Below are 24,132 nucleotides of genomic sequence, written 5' to 3' on the forward strand. Positions count from 1 at the left end.
ATCCTTTTCACAGATTTTTTATAAGTAAATTAAAAAGTGTCCCATTATGATATATGAGACACCTCTTTTTATTCTGCAAATAGCGCTTGAAATTCTTCAATAAATAGCTGCACAGCGATTGAAGAATCCTTTAATGAAGGAGCAGCTAAAGCAATTTCTCTCCATACTTGTGGTTCCAATTCTCTCGTTTGCACATTTTTTGGTAAATTCGTTAAAGATAATTCAGCCAATATTGCAATGCCTAATCCTTCTTGAATCATATTTAAAGCTGTAGTAACTGTCGAAATTACATACTCAGCCCGAAGTGGTACGTTTGCTTGTTTAAACATATCAATAATGGGTGGTTCGTATCCACCCTTACATAATATGATCGGTTCATTCTCTAAATCACTAATTGTAATAGCGTCCTTCTTACAGAGAGGATGATCCTCTCTTAAGATAACAACCATTTTCCCCTTCGCTAATGGAACAATCTCCATATCTTTATTAGGCAAAATAACAATTCCTATATCAATAACCCTCGATACTAACCAATCTTCAACTTCTTTAATCGTTCCTTCACAAAGAACGACTTCTAAGTTCGGATACTTCTCCTTAAAAAGGTTTATCATTTTGGGTAAGAAATGTGCAGAAGCGCTCGGAAAACTCCCAATTCGAATCGTCCCAACTTCGTGTCCTTTCTCCATCGCAACTTCTTGCTCAATTTTCTCAATTCCATTCAATATTTCTCTAATATGAACAAGAATTCTCTCTCCTACGTCAGTAACAATTAAACCTTCTCTCTTATCACGTATAAGAATCGTAATATCTAATTCTGACTCAATACTTGAAATGGCATGACTGACAGCAGGCTGTGTCATATTAAGTGCTTTTGCTGCTTTCGTAAAACTACCTAATTCAACCGTTTTAATCAAAACTTGTAGTTGTGTAATGGTCATAACTAATCACTTATACCCCTTATAAAAAAGATTCATTTTATTTATCACAGTCGATATCATATCATAGTGAAATGAAATACAACAAGGAGGTCTTACCGTGACACAGCTTTCTCGAACAAAAACGGCCATAATCCTTACTTTTCTCGTTATTATGTGGGGAATTAATTGGCCTTTATCTAAATTTGCCTTGCATTATACACCACCTGTTTTATTTGCAGGCGTTAGAACTTTAATTGGGGGATTCATTTTACTTATTTTCGCATTACCGAAATACAAAGCGCTACATTTAAAAGAAACTTGGCATTTATACGTTATTTCTTCTTTACTTAACATCATTATCTTTTACGGACTACAAACTATCGGTCTTCAATACATGCCCGCTGGATTATTTTCCGCAATTGTATTTCTACAGCCTGTTTTACTCGGCATTTTCTCGTGGATATGGCTTGAAGAATCAATGTATGGCTTAAAAATTTTCGGTTTAATTCTAGGATTTATTGGCGTGGGGGTTATTAGCTCTAGTAGCTTAACCGGCCATATTTCTATCATTGGAATCCTTCTCGCATTAGGTTGTGCGATTGGATGGGCACTAGGTACAGTATTTATTAAAAAAACCGGGCACCGCGTTAATGCTATTTGGATGGTAACACTTCAGCTTATTATTGGAGGTCTTTGCTTAGTCGGATTTGGATCAGAGTTTGAAAGCTGGTCTAGTATCGCTTGGAGTATGCCATTTGTTAGTGTGCTACTCTTTATTTCGTTCTTTGTTATTGCAATGGGATGGCTCGCTTACTTCACACTTGTTGGAGCTGGTGAAGCAAGTAAAGTTGGAGCTTATACGTTCCTTATCCCTCTTATCGCTATTATTGTAAGTTCAATTTTCTTACATGAGGCCATTACAATGAGCTTGTTTATCGGTCTATTATTTATTGTCGTGAGTATTTGCTTTGTAAATATAAAGCCGAAAACACTTACTGTAAGGCAGCAGGTTGAAGTGAAATAAATAAACGTGAAAAAGAGCCTACTATTTGTAGGCTCTTTCTTATACCTTACTTTTTACGACGTACTACAAAAACAAACGTACCTACCGAAGATACAATCGCTAAAACTGATAACACAATTGCTATTGCTTGCATATTACTTGTACCTTCATTTTTTACCACACTAGATACTTCTCCATGTTCTCCAGTTAAGGACGTACCTTTTGCAATTGTAGTAACTGAATGCGGTTTTTCAGCTTTCTCATCGCCTGTCCATTCAACAATTTCTCCGTCTTTATATTGTTGATACGCATCCCAGGCTATCTTTTGTTCTTTATCTGGGTTTTTAGCGACGAAAGTAAATCGTTGGAACTGACCAGATAAAATCCCTTCTCCTGTTGCTTCCCATACTACAGTTTTCACTTTTCCAGCATTATCTTTTTGCTCTTCCACTTTCCACCCTGGCACTGGTTCATACTGTTGAAACTCAACGCCGGACGGTATTTTCAATGTAACTTTTGTCGTTGCTACATTCTTTTCAACTGGTACTTTTATCGTGTAAGTCTCCCAAGAGTTAACATCCGAAGTTGCTGGCTTCACAGTGACGTGCGCACTTACAGGTAACGAAAAAATTCCCATTGCAATTATTGTTGCGATCATTGTTGTTCCTAATTTTTTTATACGTTTCATTTTCTATTAGCTCCTTTTTATCTATACCTTCTCTTTATCTGCCACCTACAATAAATTTATAATCCGTATCGAAGCTATCAAGAGATTTTGTTAACCCATGAACTTGTATATTCCAATTTCCTGTCATGTTAATATACATACCTTCCGCTTCATATTCTCCCGGTGAAATTGCTGAAACTTTAAATGAACCTTTACCCATATTCATATCTAACGATTGAGTCGTCAATACAATTTGTTCCATATTAGTAACAGGCTGTCCATTCTCATCCTTCAAAGTAATATGAAATGTATTCTGTCCTACCTTATTAGGGCTTACATGTAAAGTAAGTTCATATCCATTATCTAATTGTTTACTCTCTGTAAAAGGTCCAGTAGGAGGCATCGGCGGTGTTTGTACGTTTGTCATAAAAGCTACGATTATGAAAACGATAATTCCAATGATCAACTCTACTTTCAGCGTAGCGCCTAATCCTTGTCGGGCTCGCATTTTCCCTTTCACATAATGAATAATTCCCAATATCCCCATGAAAACGAATAAAAGTATCTTTGCTAATAATGCTAATCCATACTTCGTATCAAATAGGGAATGAATCGTGGGAATAAAAAATGTACTGTTAAAAAGACCCGTTAATACAATGACTATGACAGCACCTGTTGCCCATGGTGAAAAACGCTTAATTGCATCCCAATACTTCGTCCACTTGTCATCCTCTTTACGTAAAAGAAGAATAATCGATGATAGACCGCCAACCCATAACGAAGCTGCGAATAAATGTAGAAAGTCCATAACGACAGCAATGTCTTTAAACTTCAAACCAAATGCGTGACTATTAAAGGCTTTCATAACGAGTAACCCAATAAAAAGTAATATTGGAATGCTCCATACTTTAAACGATGAAAGTTTCTCACGCTTCAACGCAAAATAAGTAACAATGATAAGCACACTAATAAGAGCCATTTGAGTGATCCATACATAACCAAAAACAGATAGTTGCAATGTTTCTTTTAATAATAGTGGATCAAATGCTTCTAACCACGAAACATCAGCATTTATTTTCGCTTGCAATGGTAGATTGCATAGTAAGCTAATGAATATACCTATTAATGATATCCATATTATTCTCTTACTCCTTGAGTGAACTTCTATTGCATCCCCTTTATATATAATAAGATTAAAGAATAGAACTCCTAAAAATAGTGAGAAACTTGTATATAGAACCCCGCGTTCCATAATCATATCGATTTGCGGGACATACCCCATCTCTTCTACTTGTACATCATCTGCTCCCGCTTCGGCTAACCCAATCTGGAACGGAATAACTCCTTGAATTGGATGTCCATCAGCTGAAATAGCTTTCCATTGAATAGAATAGAGACCGTCTTTAAGATTCTCTTTTACCCCTGCCTCTAATAGTTTTTTGTTTCTTTTATCAATATGAGCATCCTTTAAATCTACTCTTTTACCTGAGGTATCTCTTACAAACAATGTATTAAAATGTGAAACTTGTATATCCTCATCAAATTCGATTTTCACGACAGTTGGTGCTTTCTTCAACGTTTCATTTTCAACAGGATTTGATTTCACAACATATGCATGAGCAGACGCGCTTTTTGGTATCAATATAATAAGCACACATGCTATTACTAGCCATGCCCCTAACCTTCTCATTACTTTCACACTCATTTCACTTCTTTCTTCTTCATCGCTACACTTTCATTACTTTATACTTCCTAGTTTGATTTTCTGACGAAATATTAACCTGATTAAGTATAAATTTCCATGCTATATAATACTTACTTTCTCCCCGCCTTTAAACTACTAATATAATAGTAACTACCCTAATTAAAACAACTTATATTTTTAAAGTCGATTGTAATTATATCATAAAATATATTTATGTAAGTTCCTTAAGAAGAAAAGTTCTCGTGAATCATTTGTGAAGAAAATGTGAAATACATAAAGTGAAACTTTAATTAGCCCTCACCAATAGAGCTTTTACGGGCAGTAAGACTCCTACAAATAGCGAGATAAATTAAAAGGTGTTACGTAATAACGTAACACCTTTTAAAAAATATCCTTCTTCTATTTCTCTTCCGGATAATCACAATACTCAATAATCGTTCCTTCTGTATCCGCTGAGTTCAGGTAAATTAATCGTCTACCATGTTTATTCATTCGAAGTGTATGCTCTAATGTTCGAATACCTTGTTCTTTTAATTCTTCTAAAGCCACATCTAAATCATCGACACGATACGCAACGTGGTGAACACCTTTCCCTTTTTGTTTTATAAAGCGTGCTATTGGCGACGTCGTATTATTCGTCGGTGCAAGTAGTTCAATTCTATCTCCATCCACTTCTATAATAGCAACTTCACTTTCCACACCTGGTGCTTCACTTACGTAACGATCTATTAATTTCCCTGATAGAACCTGTTCATAAAAACGTATCGTACTATCTATATCACGAACTGCGATTCCGATATGATCAATTGTTTTTTTCATTTTATTTCCCCTACTACTTTATTTTTTCTCATTATTAATAGTAACAAAAAAAGCTATAGAAACAAGTTCTATAACTTTTTTTATTTAACCTATTTTCTTATCCGCTCTAGTTGCTGGTTGAACTTGGTTTTTCACTTTTAAAACGCTAATGCCATATCCGATAAATCCACCGATAATCGCTGGGAAGATCCAGCCTAATCCTACTTCCTGCATCGGAAGGAATTTAGTGAACACTTGGCTTACTACTTCAATGTTAACTCCAGCTGCACTTAATCCATCGAATAAGCTGATGATAAATGTTACGATTAAGCTCACTTGATAAACTTCAGCTCTTCCTTTGAATAATGAATGGAAGAATGTTAAGAAAATCAATACGATTGCTAGTGGATAAATTGCTGTTAATACTGGAACAGAAACTGCGATTAATTGTGTTAATCCTACGTTTGCAACAATTGCACTAAATACACATAGCGTAATTGCAATTGCTTTATAAGGAATATTTGGGAATAACTTATGGAAGAATGAAGAACATGCTGATACAAGTCCCACACTAGTTGTCAAACAAGCAACTGTAATCATTAATCCTAATAATACTCCACCATATGATCCGAAATAGTAATTAGAAACTTTCGCTAATACTTCTCCGCCGTTCTCTAAATGTCCAAGCTTCGCAACACTTGAAGCTCCCATATAAGAAAGTGCTGTATAAATAATTGCTAAAATAGATGCTGCAATGATTGTCGCTTTTGCACAAACGACCATAATCTGTGTTTTCGTTTTCGCACCTTTTTCTTTAATTGCATTAATGATGATGATTCCGAATACGAATGATGCAAGCGTGTCCATTGTTAAGTATCCTTCTTGGAATCCTTTAAAGAATGCATGTGATGTATACCCTTCCACTGGTGCTTGCATATCTCCAATTGGATGAATAAAAGCAACGATTACTAAAATACCGATGAATGTCAATTTAATTGGCGTTAATATTTTTCCAACAATATCGACAATTTTCGCAGGATTTAGCGAAAAAAAACAAGTGATGCTAAAGAATATAATTGTGAAAAGAATTAAAGGTGTAGAACCTAATCCTTCTGGCATAAAAGGCTTAAGACCAATTTCATAAGAAACATTACCCGTTCTTGGTATTGCAAATAACGGACCGATTGCTAAGTATAAAACTGTTGTAAACACAATCCCGAATACTGGGTGAGCACGACTTGCTAATGACTGTAAATCATCTTTACCCGAAAAACCAAATGCTAGTACACCTAGTAATGGTAATCCAACACCTGTTACTAAAAATCCAGCGTTAGCAATCCATACATTCTCTCCTGCCGATTGACCTAGCATAGCTGGGAAAATTAAATTTCCGGCTCCAAAAAATAGTGCAAATAACATTAATCCAATAACTACTATGAACGAAAACGGTACTTTATTCGCCATAATATAACCCCCATTCAAATTTCCTTATCTCATTTTCCAATTTTAACTAATTGAATTTTCTGAATATTTAATTTAAGTATCAACTATTCTTGAACTCATTATAATTCGCTATATAATATTTTGCAATACTATTTTCAAACTTTTCTTTTATTTTATGAATATACATTTTTTAACATAGAATATAGACTAAAAAACCAACATGGTCATCCATGTTGGTTTTTCCATTTACTATCAGTAATTAAAATTTCGCAGCTACTTTTTTAACGTTTTCTAAACCTTCTTCAACAATTTGTTGTGAGCGATCTGGATATTGATTGTGTCCTTCAATTACCACTGTTTCTGGATTTGTAATTCCCCAGAATCCAAGTACAGTTGTTACATAATTAACCGCCATTTCCATGGGAGCCATTTGCTCTGAAGAATAATCTGAACCACGAGCACCTAGTACAACTACTTTCTTATCACCAGCTAAACCTTCCGGACCATTTGCTGTATATTTAAACGTTTTTCCAGCTTGAGAAAGGTATGAAATATACGTGATTAATGGTGCGGGTACTGTGAAGTTCCATAATGGGAACGCAAATACAACTTTATCAACTTCTAAAAACTGATTTAAATATTGATCTACTGTTGCTACAGCCTTCTCTTCTTCAGCTGTTAACTCCATTCCTTGACTGCGTTTATATCCACCTGAAATTGCGATATTTCCGTAATAAGGAAGATCTAATGCAAATAAATCTAACTCTGTAATTTCTGTATTTGGGTTCGCTTCTTTATAAGTACTTACAAATGTTTCATACATTTTTGAACTAATTGCTTGCTCCGCTGGACGATCGTTTGCTTTTACAAATAATACTTTTGACATTGTTTTATTCTCCTCTACTTTCGTAATTTCTTCTTTTTTACCAAATAATGAGCTAAATAGTCCCATTTTCTTCACCTAATCTTTCTTTTCATATTCATTATTCATCATCATAAAAATTCTTATTCTAAGAAAAAGTTCCAATAGAGACCTTCATTTCAGGAATCTATAACTTTTTGTTATTTAATTACCTTATGTAAGTGATTGTAATATAGTCACTTACTTTAGTCAAGTAACTTTTAACAAAAAATAAAGTCTCGAATTGAAAATAATAATAAAACACCAAATACTACTTTATTACTTGTATAATTAACTTAGAGAGGGAAATTCATATTTAGAAAGGATTTATTCATGAGCACTATAGAAAAGATTCAAACTTTTATTATTCTATTTGCTGTTACATGCGGCATTGTACTCGGACAATTTAATATCATACATATGTATTCAGACAAATTTATTGTCCCCTTCTTATTTTTCATGCTATATGGATTATTCCTCAGCATCCCATTGAAAGAGATTAAAAACGGATTTCGCAATTTAAAATTTGCCGGAACAAGCCTTACCATTAATTTTTTATGGACGCCTTTCCTCGCCTGGGGATTAGGTGCATTATTTCTTTCAGATCACCCAGCACTTTGGGTTGGGTTTATAATGTTAATGGTTACTCCATGTACAGATTGGTACTTAATATTCACTGAAATAGCGAAAGGAAACGTAGCGCTTTCCACAGCGATTTTGCCTGTAAATTTAATTTTACAAGTATTATTGCTACCCGTTTATTTATTTTTATTTGCCGGTGTAATGAAGACTGTAGCGGCTTCTATTCTAATAGAAAGTATCGTAATCGTTATCGTCTTACCATTTTTACTTGCACATGCTACAAAATTCATTATGAATAAAATGAAAAAAGCTGAAACACTCGAGAATAAAATCATTCCGTTTTTCAGCTCTGCTCAAATTGTATTTTTAAGTTTAGCAATTGTAGCGATGTTTGCATCACAAGGTAAATATTTACTTCAAAATATGAATGTTGTGTTATTATTACTCATTCCTGTTCTATTGTTCTTCATCATTAATTTTTTACTAGGACAATTTATCGGGCGTATCCTGCATTTATCTTATAAAGATACAGTAAGTTTAAGCTTAACAACATTAGCAAGAAACTCGCCTGTTGCGCTCGCTATTGCTGTGACTGCTTTTCCAGACGAGCCTCTTATCGCACTTGCACTCGTTATTGGACCGTTAATTGAGTTACCAGTACTTGCTTTTGTTTCACAAGTGTTGTTACTTATTAAGAAAAAACGGCAATACGCATAATAAAAAGCGTCCCACTTTGGGACGTTTTTTATTGTCGAGAAATTATATACATGCAAAATTGAATTATCGGCTCTAAAAATTTTATACGTTATATAAGATTGACTTTTCGTTACATTAACAGATCCTCTTTAATTAAAAATGATAGGAAAAGTAAATATAACGAACGCTGACCAAAGTCCGTAGATTGGCAAATACTTCGTAACGGCATCTTGGATAGGTAAAGGTCCGGATTTATTTTGTAGAAAACGCATATAAGAGAGCATAATCCAAATTAGATTTGCCCAAATCAGTATATTTACTCCTAAAACAGCGAGTCTATTAGGCGTAATACCATAGGAAGAAAGTCTGAACACGATAGCTGACAAAGCCACACTGTCAATAATAAGCGCAAGAACAATTAAGACAAAATTTATATAATCTGAAATGTTCTTTTTCTCATCTGAGTCGCTCTCAACAATGGAAAATATAGTAACAGCCAATACAACAAGAAGTATTCCGTTGAAGACCATCAAGAAATTGCGGTCCAAAAATGGATTTTTCCCAACCCATATAACCGTTATAAGATAGATCAACAAGGTGATCAGGACAAGCGGACTAAAAATTTTAGCTATATAGGGGGTAATATTTTTAGCAAACTTAAGATTCATTGATACTAAGTATGCAGCCACAATAGCGAGAGCGGCAGCACCAAATAAAACAACATTACTAAAATAGAACTCTCCTATATCCAAGTCAACAAAACTAAATAACCGCATGGTGAATACTGCTAGTATCATTCCGCTAACTGCCATACTGGCGTAAAGAATACTATATTCCAAATTAAATTTAATATAAGCTAACCTTGTACTGCCTTTTGAATATTCATTTCCTGTAAACGCAATCCCTACCAATACCCATAAGAATATAGGTAGGTGTAAATAAGCAAGGATAATACTGTCTTTATCATTTAATGGCAGCATATTAAGATAAAGCCCAGAAATTAGGAACAACGCTGCAAGAGAATAAATAATACTTTTTTTCGGAGTATTATTGTAGACAAAATAGGCAGCAATAAAGGGGATTATACCAAAAGCCAGATTAATCGGAGCAATTGCTTCCTGTTCGACAAAGTGGAAAATGATTCTGGTGCTTAATCCGGCTAGAATAGCTAACATGCCCATGAATAAGAAACCCTTTTGAATCAAGGAGGGCTTTCTTGTATTTCCCTTCTCCTTGAAATGTAATCTTTCATACCAAATACCCAGAACCTGAGAATTCGGATTTTGTTCCCATGCTTGTGAGAATGACTTTTTAAAAGCTTTCGGGTCTTTTCTATACATTCTCTCCAACTCATGAGGGTTATCCATATTTTCAATAATCAAATTGTGACTGTTCATAGTTTTACCTCCTCTAATAAAAAACAACGTTGTTACCTTTTCCATAAAAAGCAACTCGCTTTTTTATTCTGATTTTGATTTTAATATAAATTTTATCGTTTTACAATAAATTTTTATTATTTAAGATAATATTTTTGTTGTATATTTTTATTCCAAGCAAAAACAAAAAGCATTCCTCATTCAAAGAAATGCTCTATAACTTTTTATAAACATCGGTGTAAGCTACAGTCAGTTTTGAAACTTCCTCAAGTAAAGAACTTTTTATCCCGGCTCAATTTTTCGTAAGATGTCTTTATTACTTGATTGAAGGCTATTTTTGCTTTGTTCATATCTCCTAATCAACCATTTCCCAAAATTGAGATGCTACTTTGGAAATTCTTTGATTTTTTAATTTTACTATTACAGGTTCTAAATGAAAATCAAATTGTTTCAATTCAAAAAGCGTTGTATGTTCTAAAAATGATGATGTGTAATCCATTCTTGGAATAACGGATAATCCTAGTCCTCTACTAACAAGTGCTACAACCATCCTTATATCTTTACACTCGATAATGAAATTTGGCTTGACTTGATGTTTATCAAACACCTTGAAAAGGTCTTCATTGAAGGAGAGTCCTTCCATTGCTCCTAGCATAATGAATGGGAACTGGGCAATCTGTTCAATCGTCACATGCTGTGATGAAAACGATGTTGCCCAACTTGATGGAATAATCACAGCGGTTGGTTGTTTTTTTAATATTTTCATCTCATATTGTTCACTATTGCCCAATCGTAAAAGTAAGGCAACATCAATTTCTCTTTGTTCTAGTTTTTTTAATAATTCTTCTGAATTTCCAGTTACTATTTTTATTTTGACATTAGGGTATTGTGTTCTAAACGTACTAACATAGTCAATGAGCATATTCGAACATGTAGACGATACACCGATATTTACTGTTCCGCCTATACCTTGTTCAATTTCTTGAATTTGCTGCTTTACATCTTGAATTTGCATTAACATTTGATTGGCATATTGGTATAGTATTTCACCTGTTGCTGTAAGCTCCCATTTTTGACGATATCGATGAATTAAAGTTGTGCCAAGATCAGTTTCAAGCTTTTTTAATAATTGGCTAAGCGGGGGCTGCGCGATATGGAGCACTTCTGCTGCTTTAGAAATGCTTCCTTGCTTCACAATTTCTTTAAAGTAATATAATTGCCTGAAATCCATTGTATCTCTCCATCATATGTTTTTTGATATGATTAGTTTATCATATATATATTTTTCATATGTCGAATTTGGCGTTATATTTAATTCTATAGCTATAGTCTTTATATTAATAATATTAACTAGAAAGTGAGAGATACTATGAATCATTGGAACAGAACCTTGAAGCGCATCTTCTTATACGTGCTCGGGTTGTTTTTTATGTCGATTGGCATTAGCATGTCGATTCAAGCAGGATTTGGTGTATCGCCTGTGTCATCATTAGCATATGCAAGTACGCTAACGATTGGTTTATCGATTGGTGTGACAATGGCGCTTGCAAATGTTTTATACATTATTATTCAAGTAATATTAAGTAAACGAATGGAGTTAAATGAATTTGTGAGTCAATTCATTATTTCGTTTTTATTTGGTTTTTTCATGGATGCAACGCTCTTCCTTGTCCAACTTTTCCCTGCACCTGAAACTCTCCTTGCTCGAAGTGTATATTTGATTGTTAGTTTATTTGTTATAGCGGTCGGTTTAATGGGCTATACAACAGCGAAACTACCATTAATGCCGTATGATGCATTAACTTATGCAATTAGTGAAAAATTTAATTTAAAATTCGGTAAAGCAAAGATTTTGAGCGATTTAATAAATATTTGTGTGGCTGGTGCAATCTGTATAATTTTCATTCAATCATTAGGCTCAATCGGAATCGGCACACTAATTGCCGCCTATTTTATCGGCAAAATTTTAGGGTGGATGATACCGTATTATCAACCACCTCTCCAACAATGGGTATTTAAAACAGAAAAGGCTGCCTAAGGAATCATAATAAAGTACAGGAAAAATAGATGAATCAAATTCCTCAACCGAAATCAAATAATGAATTTTGCACCTTACCAAGTGCCAGTCCACATTAGGAATGGCACTTCTTTATTACTGCCTTTTCTTTGACCTTCTATCACTTTGGGTAAATGATAAAACAAATATTGTATTAAAACTAAACTGCCGTTTAGTTAAAGAAGAATCTTTAAACTTTTTTATATTTTAAAAGACTTTATTGCTACTTAACACTATTTCATACCACCTTTTCAAACAATTATTTCAAATAAATTTTAGTGCTAGTATACAAAACCCTGTAAATATAAAATAAAAAAGCATGACATAAAATTGTCATGCTTTTTCTTTTATATCTATATTTTCAAATCGAATACAGAACATTTTACTGGGGAAAGAGCTTTGTCACTTGTTGAAACTACTTAATTCTCAAACACAAAATTAATCTTATTATCTTTCCACTCTAACTTCGCATCAAACGTTTTCTCGCCCTTTTTAAAGCCTTTAATTAAATCGGTCTTCTCACCTTTTAAGAGCTTTGTCATATTCTTTTGCGAAATTGTTTTACTTAATATTTTCTTCGAGATGGTAAAGTCACATTGTGTTGTATTGTAATTGGAACAACCGTAAAACGTAGATTTATCAATTACATCACCATCGCATTTTTTACAACTTCCAACCTTTTTACCTGTCGTAAATTTCGATCCTTTTCGCTCAATCGATTCAACATGTAATCCAGTGAAATCCCATTTCTCCGACATTTCTACCGCATCTTCAATAATTTTAGCTGATAGCTTTTTCGTTTGTTCCATAAATGTAGCTGGTGAAGCGATACCTTCTCCGATTTCTGCAAGACGTTGTTCCCATTTTGCAGTCATTTCCGGTGAAGCTAGTATTTTGTCGCCGATTGCTGTAATTAATACTTTTCCCTTATCAGTCGCATACACTTGGTTTTTCTGCACATCTATATATTTACGGTCTTTCAGCATCGTAATGATGCCGGCACGAGTCGCTTCCGTACCTAAACCTTCTGTTTTCTTTAATACTTTCTCCAGCTCTTCATTCTCTAAATACTTACCTGCCGTTTTCATTAACGTAATAAGTTGTCCCTCTGTATAACGCTTCGGTGGCTGTGTTTTTCCTTCTTTCACTTTCACCTTTACAACTTTTCCTTGGTCACCTTCAGCTACAATTGGAAGAATCGTTTCGTCATCTTTATCGTCTTGGAAAATAACTTTACGCCAACCTTCTTGTATTTGCTGTTTTCCTTTCGAAATGAACGCAGCACGTTCGTCTACAAGAGTTGTAATTGTTGTGTAGTCAAAGATTGCTACTTCATAATGCGCCGCAATAAGTCTTCTTACGATCATATCGTAAATTTTCTTTTCATCGCCTGATAGTTTGCTTGGATTGGTAACTTGTTCTGTCGGAATAATTGCGTAGTGATCTGTAACTTTCTTTTCATTCACATAACGCTTATTGTTCATAATCGATTCAACCGGAGCCGGTAATAAACCTTTATATTCATCAAACTGACTTAATTTCTGTAAAATATCAGGGAACGTCGCTGCTTCTCCTTGTGTAACATAGTTAGAATCCGAACGTGGATAAGAAACTATCCCTTTTTGATATAGTGCTTGCGTTATATCAAGCGTCTTTTTCGGCGAAAATTTAAAAGCTTTATTTGCTGTCGCTTGCAGTGCTGATAAATTAAATAAAAGCGGCGGCTGAAACTCTTTACGCTCCGTTTTCATTTCCTTCACTTCTGCCGGTTTCCCTTGACAAAAAGCCGCAATTTTATTCGCCATATCAGGGTCTTTTAAGCGGGATTCATTATCCTTCTCCCATTTCCCATCATATTTCTTCCCTTCAATATTAAAGGTTGCGAACACTTCCCAAAACGGCTCTGACTTAAAGTCTTCAATTTCTTTCTCACGCTTTACGATTAATGCGAGTGTCGGTGTTTGTACACGTCCGGCGGAAAACACATCATTCATTCCCTTTTTCTTTAGCAAAATGCTAAAAACACGCGATGCATTCATACCAACAACCCAGTCGGCGCAAGATCTTGTATATGCTTCGTAATACGTATTAATCGTATCTGCTTCATCTAGTAAGTTTTTAAACCCTTGATAAATGGCTTGCTTCGTTAAAGATGAAATCCAAAGACGTTTCATCGGCTTTTGCACGTTACAAAGATTAATAATGTTTCGTACAATTAATTCCCCTTCGCGCCCAGCATCGCCTGCGTGAATAATTTCTGTTACCCCCGGATTATGTAACAGCTGTTTCACTATATTAAATTGCTTATACTTTGACTTTGTTACTTCAAATTGAAAACGTTCTGGAATCATCGGTAACGTATTAAGTGACCATTTTTTCCACTCTGCATGATAATGTTCTGGATTACATAACTGCGTCAAATGACCAATTGCCCATGTACAGTACGCTCCATTTGGAAATAACTCATTTGCTTCTACTTCTAAATATCCATCTTTTCGGCGATATTTAAACTGTGAAACAAGAGCCAAACCTTGATCTGGTTTCTCGGCAATAATTAATTTCATTGTATAACTCCCTATCTGTATTCCAGTGTTACTTTCATTGTATATATGTTTAGAAGCGATGATAAAACAACAATCTTATTTATCATTCGCGGGTCGCTCCCAAAAATGGGATAACTATAATATTATACGCTTTTTCTTTATTGCTTCACAATAGGGAGAGTTGCATTATCCAAGTATCCTCTCTTAATTCGTCTTTCGTAACATTGTAATTGGTATTTCTAGATTTCATGATTTTATAAATAATTCTAAATCTATTCACATCTAAATTAGCTACTACATTTCAAAAGATGAGATATCTTCTCTTTTCTATATGTCCTTGAAGTAAAAAAATGTGATTTGATATTACGATTAGTTCTCATATAAGAATCCGTCTCGCTCCAAACATAATTATGTTTGGAGCGAGACGGATTCATTTACTCAAGATTTTAAAATATGGGTTGAGGACTCTCCTAATCTATCCCATGCTGTGAATGCTCAATTAAAAGTAACAAAATTACATTTTTTAAATATCATACTTTTATTTCAAAGTTATACACGTTTAGTAAACCTTATGATCCGATACACAATTATTGCAGTAATCGAAATAATAAGAGCGGTTATCAAGCCAGATTCTCCAATCCAAATCTCTAATTGATATCCTGTAGTTGCACGTGCAAAAGGCCCTTGAATAATAGCATTCCAAGTAGTGTGGATGATAACCGACGGCCAAACACTACCTGTGATAAGTCGTAAATAAGCTGTAATATAACTGAATGGTACAATACAAAAATAGATGCCAAGTACAGAGAGAAAGACAGATGTTCCCTCTACATATAGACCAGCAATAACAATTGGGATATGCCATGTTGCCCATATTAATCCACTAATAAGGATTGGACGTGAAAATTCCGCATCGACTAGCCTTGTGAGCATATAACCCCGCCAACCCATCTCTTCTCCCATAACCGGGATTAAGTTAAGCAAGCTTCCTAAAATTCCGCTCAATACTACTATAAAAATGAAACGTAATGGTATCGGTAGATACTGAAGTCCAAGTATATTGTAGATAGGTTCTAGCATACCACCTTGTGGGAGCTGAAACCTCGCAAATCCGCTAAACCAGGCAATCGAATATGTAATTCCACATATTATCATAGGTATTATCAGGGCCAAAGCAATCCCCTTCCATATCTTTAAGTTATCTAGACTAAAAGATACATCTTTAAAGCCTTCTCGCAGTATGATACGAGTTAGAATAGAAGAAATTGCAGGAGTAAACATATATACCACAATTAGCGGCATGCTTTTCGTAATCATTATTACTACATTTAAAAGAATAGAAGTAATGAACAAAATACTTAAAAACAGTTGCAGTCCTTTTTTAGCACGTTGGACTTTATCCATATTGTGGAATGATTTTGCATGTAATATCATTGTAATCCGTCCTTCCCCTTTTATTAATTTGTTTATCTAATCAACTTCCTGTCATTTCGAGAAATACAACACAGAATGAAGATGTTTTTTCATATTGATTAATCAATCTCCCCCTCTTAAATTCATAATCTAGCCTTACTTACGATTCAATCATGTAATTATTCTTCATAAGTTGTCATAACCGATAGTACGAAACTGTAATGTTTAACCTATGACCTGTGTCAAATAATCTTGTGACAATATGTAACTAGAAAATATGATATGGAATAAATAAAAATTGAATTACGGCAATTGATTCGTGCAAGTACATGAATCAATATTGCTTTTGAAAATAATTCAATTGAGGTGAAAAAAATGAATAAAAAAAAGAGGTATTGTGGAATGGTTGCAATGGTTAGTACAGCTATATTAGTCGCAGGAGGTGGAGAAGTAGGAAAAGCACAAACAGTTGCAGTTGAAGATTCAGCTCAATCAATCCAAAAAAATATCGTTAAATCAATACAATCACAGGCGCATCCATTAAAAACGATAGAACCGTCAAAACCATTTGAGGATTTAAAACCACTTAAGAAAATGATTGGGAGCGCACAATATGTAGGATTAGGAGAGAATACTCATGGAAGCTCTGAAATTTTCACTATGAAGTTTCGACTTGTGAAATATTTGGTTACTGAGATGGGTTTTACAAATTTCACAATGGAAGAAGATTGGGGAAACGGATTAAAGTTAAATGAATATATACAAACAGGAAAAGGAAACCCTAGGGAGTTTTTGAAATTGTTATATCCTACTGATGAAATTATTGCCATGATTGAGTGGATGAAAGATTATAATGCTGATCCATCCAATAAAAAGAAAATCCAATTTATCGGACTTGACTTAAAAACAATGGACCAAAGTGTTTTTAATAAAGTAATTGATTATGTAAAGCAGCATCGACCAGATTTGCGGGCAGAAGTAGAAGAAAACTATAAAGACCTTTCTTCTTTCACTGGAAGTATACAGGAATATATAAATCTTGCTCCTGAAATGAAAGCAAAGTTCAAGGCAAACGCTGAGAAAGTAGCCCAATTACTAAAAGATGAGAAGGAACAGACAAACAAAGATGTAGGTTCATCCGAGTACATCTGGGTAAAAGCAACAGCGAATGCAATAGAGAAATTTACCACAATGCTGCTTTCTAATGACTACCCAAATGTAATAAAGCTACACGAGCAATACTTGGCCGATCATGCAATGTGGGCACAAGAGACATTTGGTGGTAAAACTATGGTATGGGCACACAATATTCATATGGCTAAAGGAATTATCGATGAGAAATTATACCCTGATGCTGCGGGGCAGTTTTTGAAGGAACGTTTAGACAATAATTATGTCACAATTGGTAGTACAACTACGGAGGGAAATTTCACTTTATACAGCGAATATAATCCTTCCACCGGAGGTAAGATTGCAACAGATACTATTCCACAAAATGTAAAAAGTTTCAATTACACCCTCGGAAAAGTACCATATAAAATGTTTTTATTGGATAACCGTCACCTTAAAGGACACGCAGAGAAATGGGTTAGAGCAAAAAGGCCATTACTAAGTATAGGGGGACAACTCCTCCCAGACGGTTCCTTATACTTTGATACTTCATTGCTTGAGCAATTCGATATTATTTTTCATATCCGAAAAACAAGTCCATCTCATATTAAATAAAAGTACAAAACAATCCCTTCTTGCTGATCCAAGAACGGGATTATTTTGTAGATGATTAATAAAATAATCTTGTTTTTAACTAAGAATAGGCTAATCCCCCCTTTTATCATCATGTAAAAATGTCATATGACATTTTTACACTAGTGAGTTTGACAAAAAAAGCAGTATGATGCGTTTATTACATAGATAGGAGCGATGCACTTTATGAGATCAAGATTCATCCAGAATGGTTATTTTTTATTACTAACTTTCATTACAGGTTTGTTTTATTTTTGTTTTTACTTAATAGCTCTGCTATTCAGTTTCACCCTTTCATTTACGGTAGTTGGGATTCCATTAATTATACGCGTACTACAAACTACCACAACTTTTATCCAATTCGAGCGCATACAAACGAAAATTTATACTGATATTTCGACAGACTCTTACGATAGAAGTGTAACAACGGATACATCGGACTGGGCTCAAGTGAAATTGGGACTTACGGATCGCCGCACTTGGTCTGCTGTCTTTTGGTTAATGCAGAAATTTGTGATTGGCATTTTCAGTCTCATTAGTGCAATCATTTTTTATGTAATGCCACTTATGTTCCTGTTAGCACCACTATTGTATCGATACATCGATATGAATATTATTTTCATACAGATAGATACTTTTCCAAAGTCACTCCTTATAATGTTTATGGGTATAGTGTTTACCGCCATAAGTATTAAAATGGTAGATGGTTTAACGAAAAAATTTGGAGGTTATACACGCAGTATGATTCAGCAACTAAATCGATAGAAGTTTGTAGTCTACGAATAGTAGGCAGTTTAAACTTAAAAATATAACAATGCAAGAAGGATTATTCTATAATATAGGAAATGAGAAAGAAGGCTACTTAGGGGGTAAATGAATTGTTTGATATGGTTAAATATTGGTTTTGGTATGATTGGATTATGTTAGGAATCCGTCTACTTGTTAGTGTGTCTACCATCCTAGCAACATTAAATTTTCAGGATGGTTTAACATTACCACTTTGGATTATTATTCTTTGGGAAATTATTGCCTTCTCTATTCCATGGGTGGCCTTACTGTTCAATTACAAATATTACTTATTCACAGAAATATTGCTATATGGTGGACTATGTATATATTTAACCTCTTTATTTCCAGAATCTTACAATATTTTTCTTATATCGGTGTTTCTTATCGCAGCAAATAGTAAGCATTTGTCCTATTATTGGACAGCTCCAACAACAGTTTTTGTAATAACCGGGATTTTCTATGCGGTTGCGCCAAGTAATAGCTATTGGATTATGGTCACCTACTACGGATTCGCTTATGTAATGGGATTCGCTTTCCATTTATTAATCATCAATCATAAACAAAATGAAGTAATTCGTAAACAAAACGCGGTACTTGAGCAATATATGTCTCAGATCGAACGCATCACACTGGCCGAGGAACGAAACAGGCTCTCTAGTGAGCTACATGATACAGTAGGTCACGCCTATACTTCCATTATTATGGGGATGGAAACGTTGCGAACCGATCTTGCTACCGAAATGGGTGTACAGAGGCTAGATTCCCTGCTTGAAATGGGACGTAAAAGCATCGAAGACGTGAGAGGTTACCTACATCAAATGGATCCTCAGTGTCAATCGCCTTCCTTGATTCAATCTCTACAAGATCTTGGAGCTGAATTTCAGGAGCACGCTCAGGTGGATGTAAGCTTCCGAACATTCGGAGAGGAATATCAACTGTCTCGACAAGCGAAGATAGCATTCATTCGTTGTTTACAAGAGTCCCTTACGAATGCGGTACGTCATGGTCAAGGGACTGAAATAATAGTTTCATTGCAGTTTGAACAACAATATACGAGATTAGAAGTGCAAGATAATGGAAAGGGAAATGTAGAATGGCAGGAAGGCTTCGGTATGAATACGATGAAAGAGCGGGCAATGAATTTGCAAGGTCAATTGTCTGTATATACAAAGCCAGAGGAAGGAATGCTTGTTACATGTACCATACCGCGACAAACTGAAATAAAAGATGGACTTATTCGTTTATTAATTGTCGACGACCAGCCATTTGTTCGGGAAAGTTTGAGTACACTACTCGACAGGTATGAAGATATAAATGTAGTCGGTTTGGCTGAAGATGGCGATCAAGCCATCGACTTGTGTGGGCGCCTTCAACCTCACGTTGTACTCATGGATTTAGATATGCAGCAAATGGATGGAGTCGAAGCGACAAAAAAAATTAAGCAACAATGGCCACATATCCGCGTATTGATTTTTACAACGTTTCAGGATACGAAACAGGCGTTAGACTCGCTTCGTAACGGTGCGGATGGTTTTTTACTTAAATCCATTGAAACGTTAGAGCTAGCTAATACGATCCGACTTATTCATGGCGGTGGGACGCTGATTGATCAGGGGATGTCTCACAAAATATTTGAGCAGTTTGATGAGCAAAACGAGACACCACAGTCAAAAGCAACTGCTTATGAACTAACAGCCAGAGAGATAGAAATATTGCAGCTAGTAGCAAAAGGACTTCGATACAATACGATAGCTTCAAGGCTATATTTATCGAATGGTACGGTCAGAAACTATGCTTCCTCGGCTTACACAAAGTTAGGAGTACGTAACAAGGAAGAAGCTGTCCAGAAGGCTCTGGAAATTGGAATTATCGAATGAGAAAACGGTTTGTTATTTCTTTAGAGCTAACTAAGCTGTAGTTACAAGATGCAGTAAGAAATAAGACTATATATTTAATTTCCCATCATTTTTGGTAGGCAATTTTGAATACGTTTATCCTGTTTTTAAATCTTTAAATAGCCTTACTACATTCAATATGCAGTAAGGCTATTATATTCTATATCAAAATTAAGCATCTTTTTTATTACTATATCGAAACTTGTTTCACATCTTTTCACCAGAAGCCAAACAATACTTCTCATACCTATTAAAGATCTTTATCTGTTTTTTATGTAAGAGATTGAAGAGACGAAATAATATCTTTGTTCATTCTTTGGCTTCTTTTTGTAAAGAATAATAGATAAGTAGAAAGTAATCTTTTATGATATAAATCACTTTATATTCGCTTCATTCTCGTTTCTTCTTTTGGAGGAGTAATTGGCGTATTTGAAACATGGCGGAGGCACAAAGAAGGGTGCTAATTTTATTTCGATCTTCCTTGCACCCAAGTAGCAATATCATTTATTACATACTCAGGGATATTGGCAGGACTATAATATTCATCCGGTTTACTTAATTCTCCATCTCCTTCTGTAAAGAAGTGATTTAACTTTGGATATAGTCGATAATCAACGTTATCTCGTTCTTTTAATTGTTCTTTCCATAGAGGAATTTCGATTTTTGATTGAACTTGATAGTCTCTTTCTCCTTGAATAATTAGAAGCGGTGTCTTTTGTTCTTTTGACATTTCTGCTGCTTTAACTTTACGAATAGAATCCCAAAATACTGCTGATCCTAAATAAAAACCTTTTGGAGGATTCTGACTAGAGAAGTTGGGATCATTTAATAATTCAAATTGCGATTTGTAAAATTTATATTCATCCGGTTTCATTGCTCCAATAGAAAAAAGATACTCAAATTGATCTAAAACAACATCTTGAATCGTACGGGCTGGTCCTCCCATCACAATCGCCCCAGCAATATTTTGATTTTGGTCTTTTTCAATCATTTTCGGAAGCATCATTCCACCTTGACTATGACCAAGAATATAAATTTGATTCTTATCTATCAGAGGTTCATTTTTAAGAAAATGAGTCACAAGAAGAGCATCATCTGTTGTCTCTTTATCCACTGTATAAAAAGGACTGGATTGTGTTTTCAATCCATGTTCATAAGTTCGTTTATTATAGCGAAGGACAGCAATTCCTTTCGATGCAAGACCTTCAGCTAAATCGCGAAATGGTTTTAAAGCAAACGCTGTTTCATCCTGATCGGTTGCTCCAGATCCTTGAACAAGAATAACCGCTGGGAAAGGACCCTTCCCCTTCGGAACAGACAATGTTCCTGGTAATGGAAACGCACCACTTCCAACCACTACTTCTTTATCAACAAAGGATTCAGGCTTACTATATGACGGACGCTCTGCAACTGGACTAAACGACATACTAAGTTGAAAATCATCTATTTTTCCAGATGGATCTAGCTTAATTAATAAAGGTACTGTAAATTGTTCAAAAACTAATTTAATCTCTACATTTGTATGAACAGAATTTGTCTCTTTTTGTGTTACCCCTCCAATCTCCATAAAAGAACCTGCTTGTAATTGCGCAGGGAGTCCCTTCCAATAACTCTTCAGCCATTCTTCGGATATTACTTTCTGTAATGATCGAGAAGTTAAATCAATTGCAGATTTATAGTCTTCTGTATCCATATAACGGATAAACGAAAGGGTAGTAGCTATAACAGGATTTTCACTTTCAGTATTGTCTATTTTTTTTATATTGTTGTTTGTTTCCTTTAATGTCGAAATAAATTGGTGATTGAACGGATTTTTATATGTACCAGGATATAAGCTTGATTTTAATACATCCGTATTCCGTCCCTCATACAAACTTGAATCATTCACAAAATTTTCAGGTGAAATTACTTCCTCTGCATATGAAACTGAAGGAATAGCTATTGTACAAATTGCACTAACAAGTAATAACCTATTCCCTATCCTTCTTTTCGTGCTCATATTTATTGATTCTCCTTTCGAAATTAAATTTTTTATACAGCTTGCCCTGTACTATAAGAAAAATTAAAATTATCAAAGAGATTAATAGTCTACTTTACGATCCCCCCTAACAGATTAAAAAGCTACTATAAACAAACTTCAATAAAAAATGCCTTCTCCCTCTTTTTTTTGACTGGATTTTTGAGTGGCATGGAAGGACCAAGCTGAATCACATGTAGCCGACCAAAGGTATACAGGTAAACTAGCATCCAAGAACAGTGCATATAAAATCTCAGTAGAAATGTTCTTTTGGATTTCATTTTTCTTGTTATTTGACTAATAAAAAGAGAGCACCTCTCAGTAAGTGCTCTCTCGTAAAAAGTATCAGTCATTCTATTCGCAATGCTCATTATCTATAAGGTTTTTTAATGTATAATTTCTATATAAGGGATATCGCCACATACCTATTAAGCTAAGATTTTACAGTCCCCCCTTTTATGCACCGTTGACTACTGATTTAAAATGTACATTCCTTTTGTTTACTAGTGGTTCGCTTATCTAACCTAAAGATAAGTATGTGGTCCTTTTACAATTTGAATTTCTTTTTAAGCTTCTTATATTTTCTATATGAACGTCTAACAATGTTTAACATGAAATACGGTATTTTAACAGGGAGAGGCAATTTATAAATGAAAGGCAAGTAAAATGTAAAATATGCCTTTTCTAGATCTCTCCACTTACTATCTTCTTTTGTTTTTAAGAAATCAGATACATCGACTACATATCCCCTTCCGTTTTCCATCATCACATTTTTCCCGTGAACATCACAAGGAGTTAATCCTTGTTCTCTTGCATACTCTAAAGCTTCATTGATATCGAGGATTACCTGCTTAGGAATTTTAATCCCCTTATGAATAGCATCGTATAAGGTAATTTCTTTTAAACGTTTCAATACTATGAAATTTTCTCCTTTATATATAAGCCTCGAATAAGAAGGATGATTTCCGATTCTTCGGTATACTTCTGACTCTTTTTCAATCCCTTCTCCTTTTCGCGCATAAACTTTCACTACCCAACCTTTGTGTTCTTTGTGCATAAATACCGCGGCATAATTACCTGTCCCTAAACACTTCCAAAGTCTAGGAATATCTTTAACTACTACAGGCTCGAATTCATCCTCACTTCTTATGCTTACCTCTTTTAATAATTCGTCCTTTATCAATCCCACAAAACTATTTATACTCATCATTTCCACTCCGTTTTTGCTAAAAGGGGTCCCACCCCATCGCTATTAAGCTAAGAAAATACAACTACTCCAGAACGAGATTTTGTCCTAACTTGTAATAAAAATAAATCCTATTGCTATAAAAGACAACAAATTTTCGTTCTTGGAACATCATAAATATTAACTTTATAACAGTGGGCTAGTTTAAAATTGCATCAAAAACCTAATTGAAATTAAATCAGGAATGTTATTTTAACCGATTTTCACCTGCTAATTTGCAGGTGAACTATTTTCTATTTCATAACAACCCACCAGTATTTCTTTTAAATATTCCTTATATTTGGAGCGTAGCATTTCCGGAGAAATGATTTTAATTTCTTTATCGAAAGACAAAAATATTGA

Annotated in this window: 18 protein-coding genes and 1 pseudogene; 6 read left to right on the forward strand and 13 right to left on the reverse strand. The window is 34.6% G+C overall.

Going from position 1 to position 24,132, the window contains the following annotated elements; genetic code table 11:
• Positions 1-68 precede the first annotated feature (68 nt).
• Positions 69-938: a LysR family transcriptional regulator gene (locus JDS92_RS04550; protein ID WP_000156755.1), complete on the reverse strand. Its 870-nt coding sequence runs from the start codon at positions 936-938 to the stop codon at positions 69-71.
• A gap of 97 nt (positions 939-1,035) precedes the next feature.
• On the opposite strand from JDS92_RS04550, the gene JDS92_RS04555 reads away from it, so the two are divergent.
• Complete coding sequence (locus JDS92_RS04555) at positions 1,036-1,941, forward strand: DMT family transporter (protein ID WP_097959109.1); 906 nt, start codon at positions 1,036-1,038, stop codon at positions 1,939-1,941.
• A 46-nt stretch (positions 1,942-1,987) separates the two neighbouring features.
• Here JDS92_RS04555 and JDS92_RS04560 read toward each other — a convergent pair whose 3' ends face one another.
• The 5 genes from JDS92_RS04560 to JDS92_RS04580 all read right to left on the reverse strand — a co-directional run bounded on the left by JDS92_RS04560 (position 1,988) and on the right by JDS92_RS04580 (position 7,485).
• Positions 1,988-2,608: a YcnI family copper-binding membrane protein gene (locus tag JDS92_RS04560; protein WP_070173026.1), complete on the reverse strand. Its 621-nt coding sequence runs from the start codon at positions 2,606-2,608 to the stop codon at positions 1,988-1,990.
• A gap of 34 nt (positions 2,609-2,642) precedes the next feature.
• Complete coding sequence (locus tag JDS92_RS04565; protein ID WP_000114318.1) at positions 2,643-4,292, reverse strand: copper resistance CopC/CopD family protein; 1,650 nt, start codon at positions 4,290-4,292, stop codon at positions 2,643-2,645.
• Between the two features lie 399 nt (positions 4,293-4,691).
• A complete protein-coding gene (locus JDS92_RS04570; RefSeq protein ID WP_199631561.1) occupies positions 4,692-5,111 on the reverse strand; it encodes a VOC family protein in 420 nt (139 codons plus the stop codon).
• Positions 5,112-5,195: 84 nt separating this feature from the next.
• Entirely contained in the window at positions 5,196-6,554 is a 1,359-nt protein-coding gene (gene brnQ, locus JDS92_RS04575; RefSeq protein WP_087970024.1) for a branched-chain amino acid transport system II carrier protein, read from the reverse strand.
• A 238-nt stretch (positions 6,555-6,792) separates the two neighbouring features.
• Complete coding sequence (locus JDS92_RS04580; protein ID WP_199631562.1) at positions 6,793-7,485, reverse strand: FMN-dependent NADH-azoreductase; 693 nt, start codon at positions 7,483-7,485, stop codon at positions 6,793-6,795.
• Positions 7,486-7,767: 282 nt separating this feature from the next.
• Here JDS92_RS04580 and JDS92_RS04585 point away from each other — a divergent pair, with 282 nt between their 5' ends.
• On the forward strand, positions 7,768-8,733 hold the full coding sequence (locus JDS92_RS04585) for an arsenic resistance protein (RefSeq protein ID WP_199631563.1): 966 nt from the start codon (positions 7,768-7,770) through the stop codon (positions 8,731-8,733).
• Between the two features lie 128 nt (positions 8,734-8,861).
• Here JDS92_RS04585 and JDS92_RS04590 read toward each other — a convergent pair whose 3' ends face one another.
• Both JDS92_RS04590 and JDS92_RS04595 read right to left on the reverse strand, forming a co-directional pair.
• Positions 8,862-10,109, reverse strand: coding sequence for a DUF4153 domain-containing protein (locus JDS92_RS04590; protein ID WP_087970022.1), 1,248 nt, complete (start codon positions 10,107-10,109; stop codon positions 8,862-8,864).
• 334 nt (positions 10,110-10,443) lie between these two features.
• A complete protein-coding gene (locus tag JDS92_RS04595) occupies positions 10,444-11,319 on the reverse strand; it encodes a LysR family transcriptional regulator (protein WP_087970021.1) in 876 nt (291 codons plus the stop codon).
• A 138-nt stretch (positions 11,320-11,457) separates the two neighbouring features.
• Between JDS92_RS04595 and JDS92_RS04600 the strand changes: the two genes are divergently transcribed.
• A complete protein-coding gene (locus JDS92_RS04600) occupies positions 11,458-12,126 on the forward strand; it encodes a YczE/YyaS/YitT family protein (protein ID WP_087970020.1) in 669 nt (222 codons plus the stop codon).
• Positions 12,127-12,563: 437 nt separating this feature from the next.
• On the opposite strand, the gene topB is transcribed toward JDS92_RS04600, so the two are convergent.
• Both topB and JDS92_RS04610 read right to left on the reverse strand, forming a co-directional pair.
• A complete protein-coding gene (gene topB, locus JDS92_RS04605; RefSeq protein ID WP_087970019.1) occupies positions 12,564-14,708 on the reverse strand; it encodes a DNA topoisomerase III in 2,145 nt (714 codons plus the stop codon).
• A 528-nt stretch (positions 14,709-15,236) separates the two neighbouring features.
• Positions 15,237-16,121, reverse strand: coding sequence for a CPBP family intramembrane glutamic endopeptidase (locus JDS92_RS04610; RefSeq protein WP_087970018.1), 885 nt, complete (start codon positions 16,119-16,121; stop codon positions 15,237-15,239).
• Between the two features lie 381 nt (positions 16,122-16,502).
• Between JDS92_RS04610 and JDS92_RS04615 the strand changes: the two genes are divergently transcribed.
• The 3 genes from JDS92_RS04615 (at position 16,503) to JDS92_RS04625 (ending at position 20,509) form a co-directional block, all read left to right on the forward strand.
• Positions 16,503-17,825 (forward strand): erythromycin esterase family protein, encoded by a 1,323-nt coding sequence (locus JDS92_RS04615; protein ID WP_371404030.1) that lies wholly within the window; start codon positions 16,503-16,505, stop codon positions 17,823-17,825.
• A 204-nt stretch (positions 17,826-18,029) separates the two neighbouring features.
• Positions 18,030-18,608: a sensor domain-containing protein gene (locus JDS92_RS04620; protein ID WP_001257619.1), complete on the forward strand. Its 579-nt coding sequence runs from the start codon at positions 18,030-18,032 to the stop codon at positions 18,606-18,608.
• Between the two features lie 113 nt (positions 18,609-18,721).
• The gene (locus JDS92_RS04625) at positions 18,722-20,509 is read left to right on the forward strand and encodes a helix-turn-helix transcriptional regulator (protein WP_199631564.1); all 1,788 of its coding nucleotides are present in this window, start codon (positions 18,722-18,724) and stop codon (positions 20,507-20,509) included.
• 225 nt (positions 20,510-20,734) lie between these two features.
• Here JDS92_RS04625 and JDS92_RS30790 read toward each other — a convergent pair.
• The 3 genes and pseudogenes from JDS92_RS30790 to JDS92_RS04635 all read right to left on the reverse strand — a co-directional run.
• Positions 20,735-20,992, reverse strand: a pseudogene (locus tag JDS92_RS30790) (hypothetical protein); the annotation flags it as partial.
• Position 20,993: 1 nt separating this feature from the next.
• Entirely contained in the window at positions 20,994-22,526 is a 1,533-nt protein-coding gene (locus tag JDS92_RS04630) for an alpha/beta hydrolase (protein ID WP_199631565.1), read from the reverse strand.
• Positions 22,527-23,091: 565 nt separating this feature from the next.
• A complete protein-coding gene (locus tag JDS92_RS04635; protein ID WP_000026521.1) occupies positions 23,092-23,751 on the reverse strand; it encodes a protein kinase family protein in 660 nt (219 codons plus the stop codon).
• Positions 23,752-24,132: the final 381 nt, after the last annotated feature.

Source organism: Bacillus cereus group sp. N12 (genome assembly GCF_016483575.1).
GTDB lineage: Bacteria > Bacillota > Bacilli > Bacillales > Bacillaceae_G > Bacillus_A > Bacillus_A toyonensis.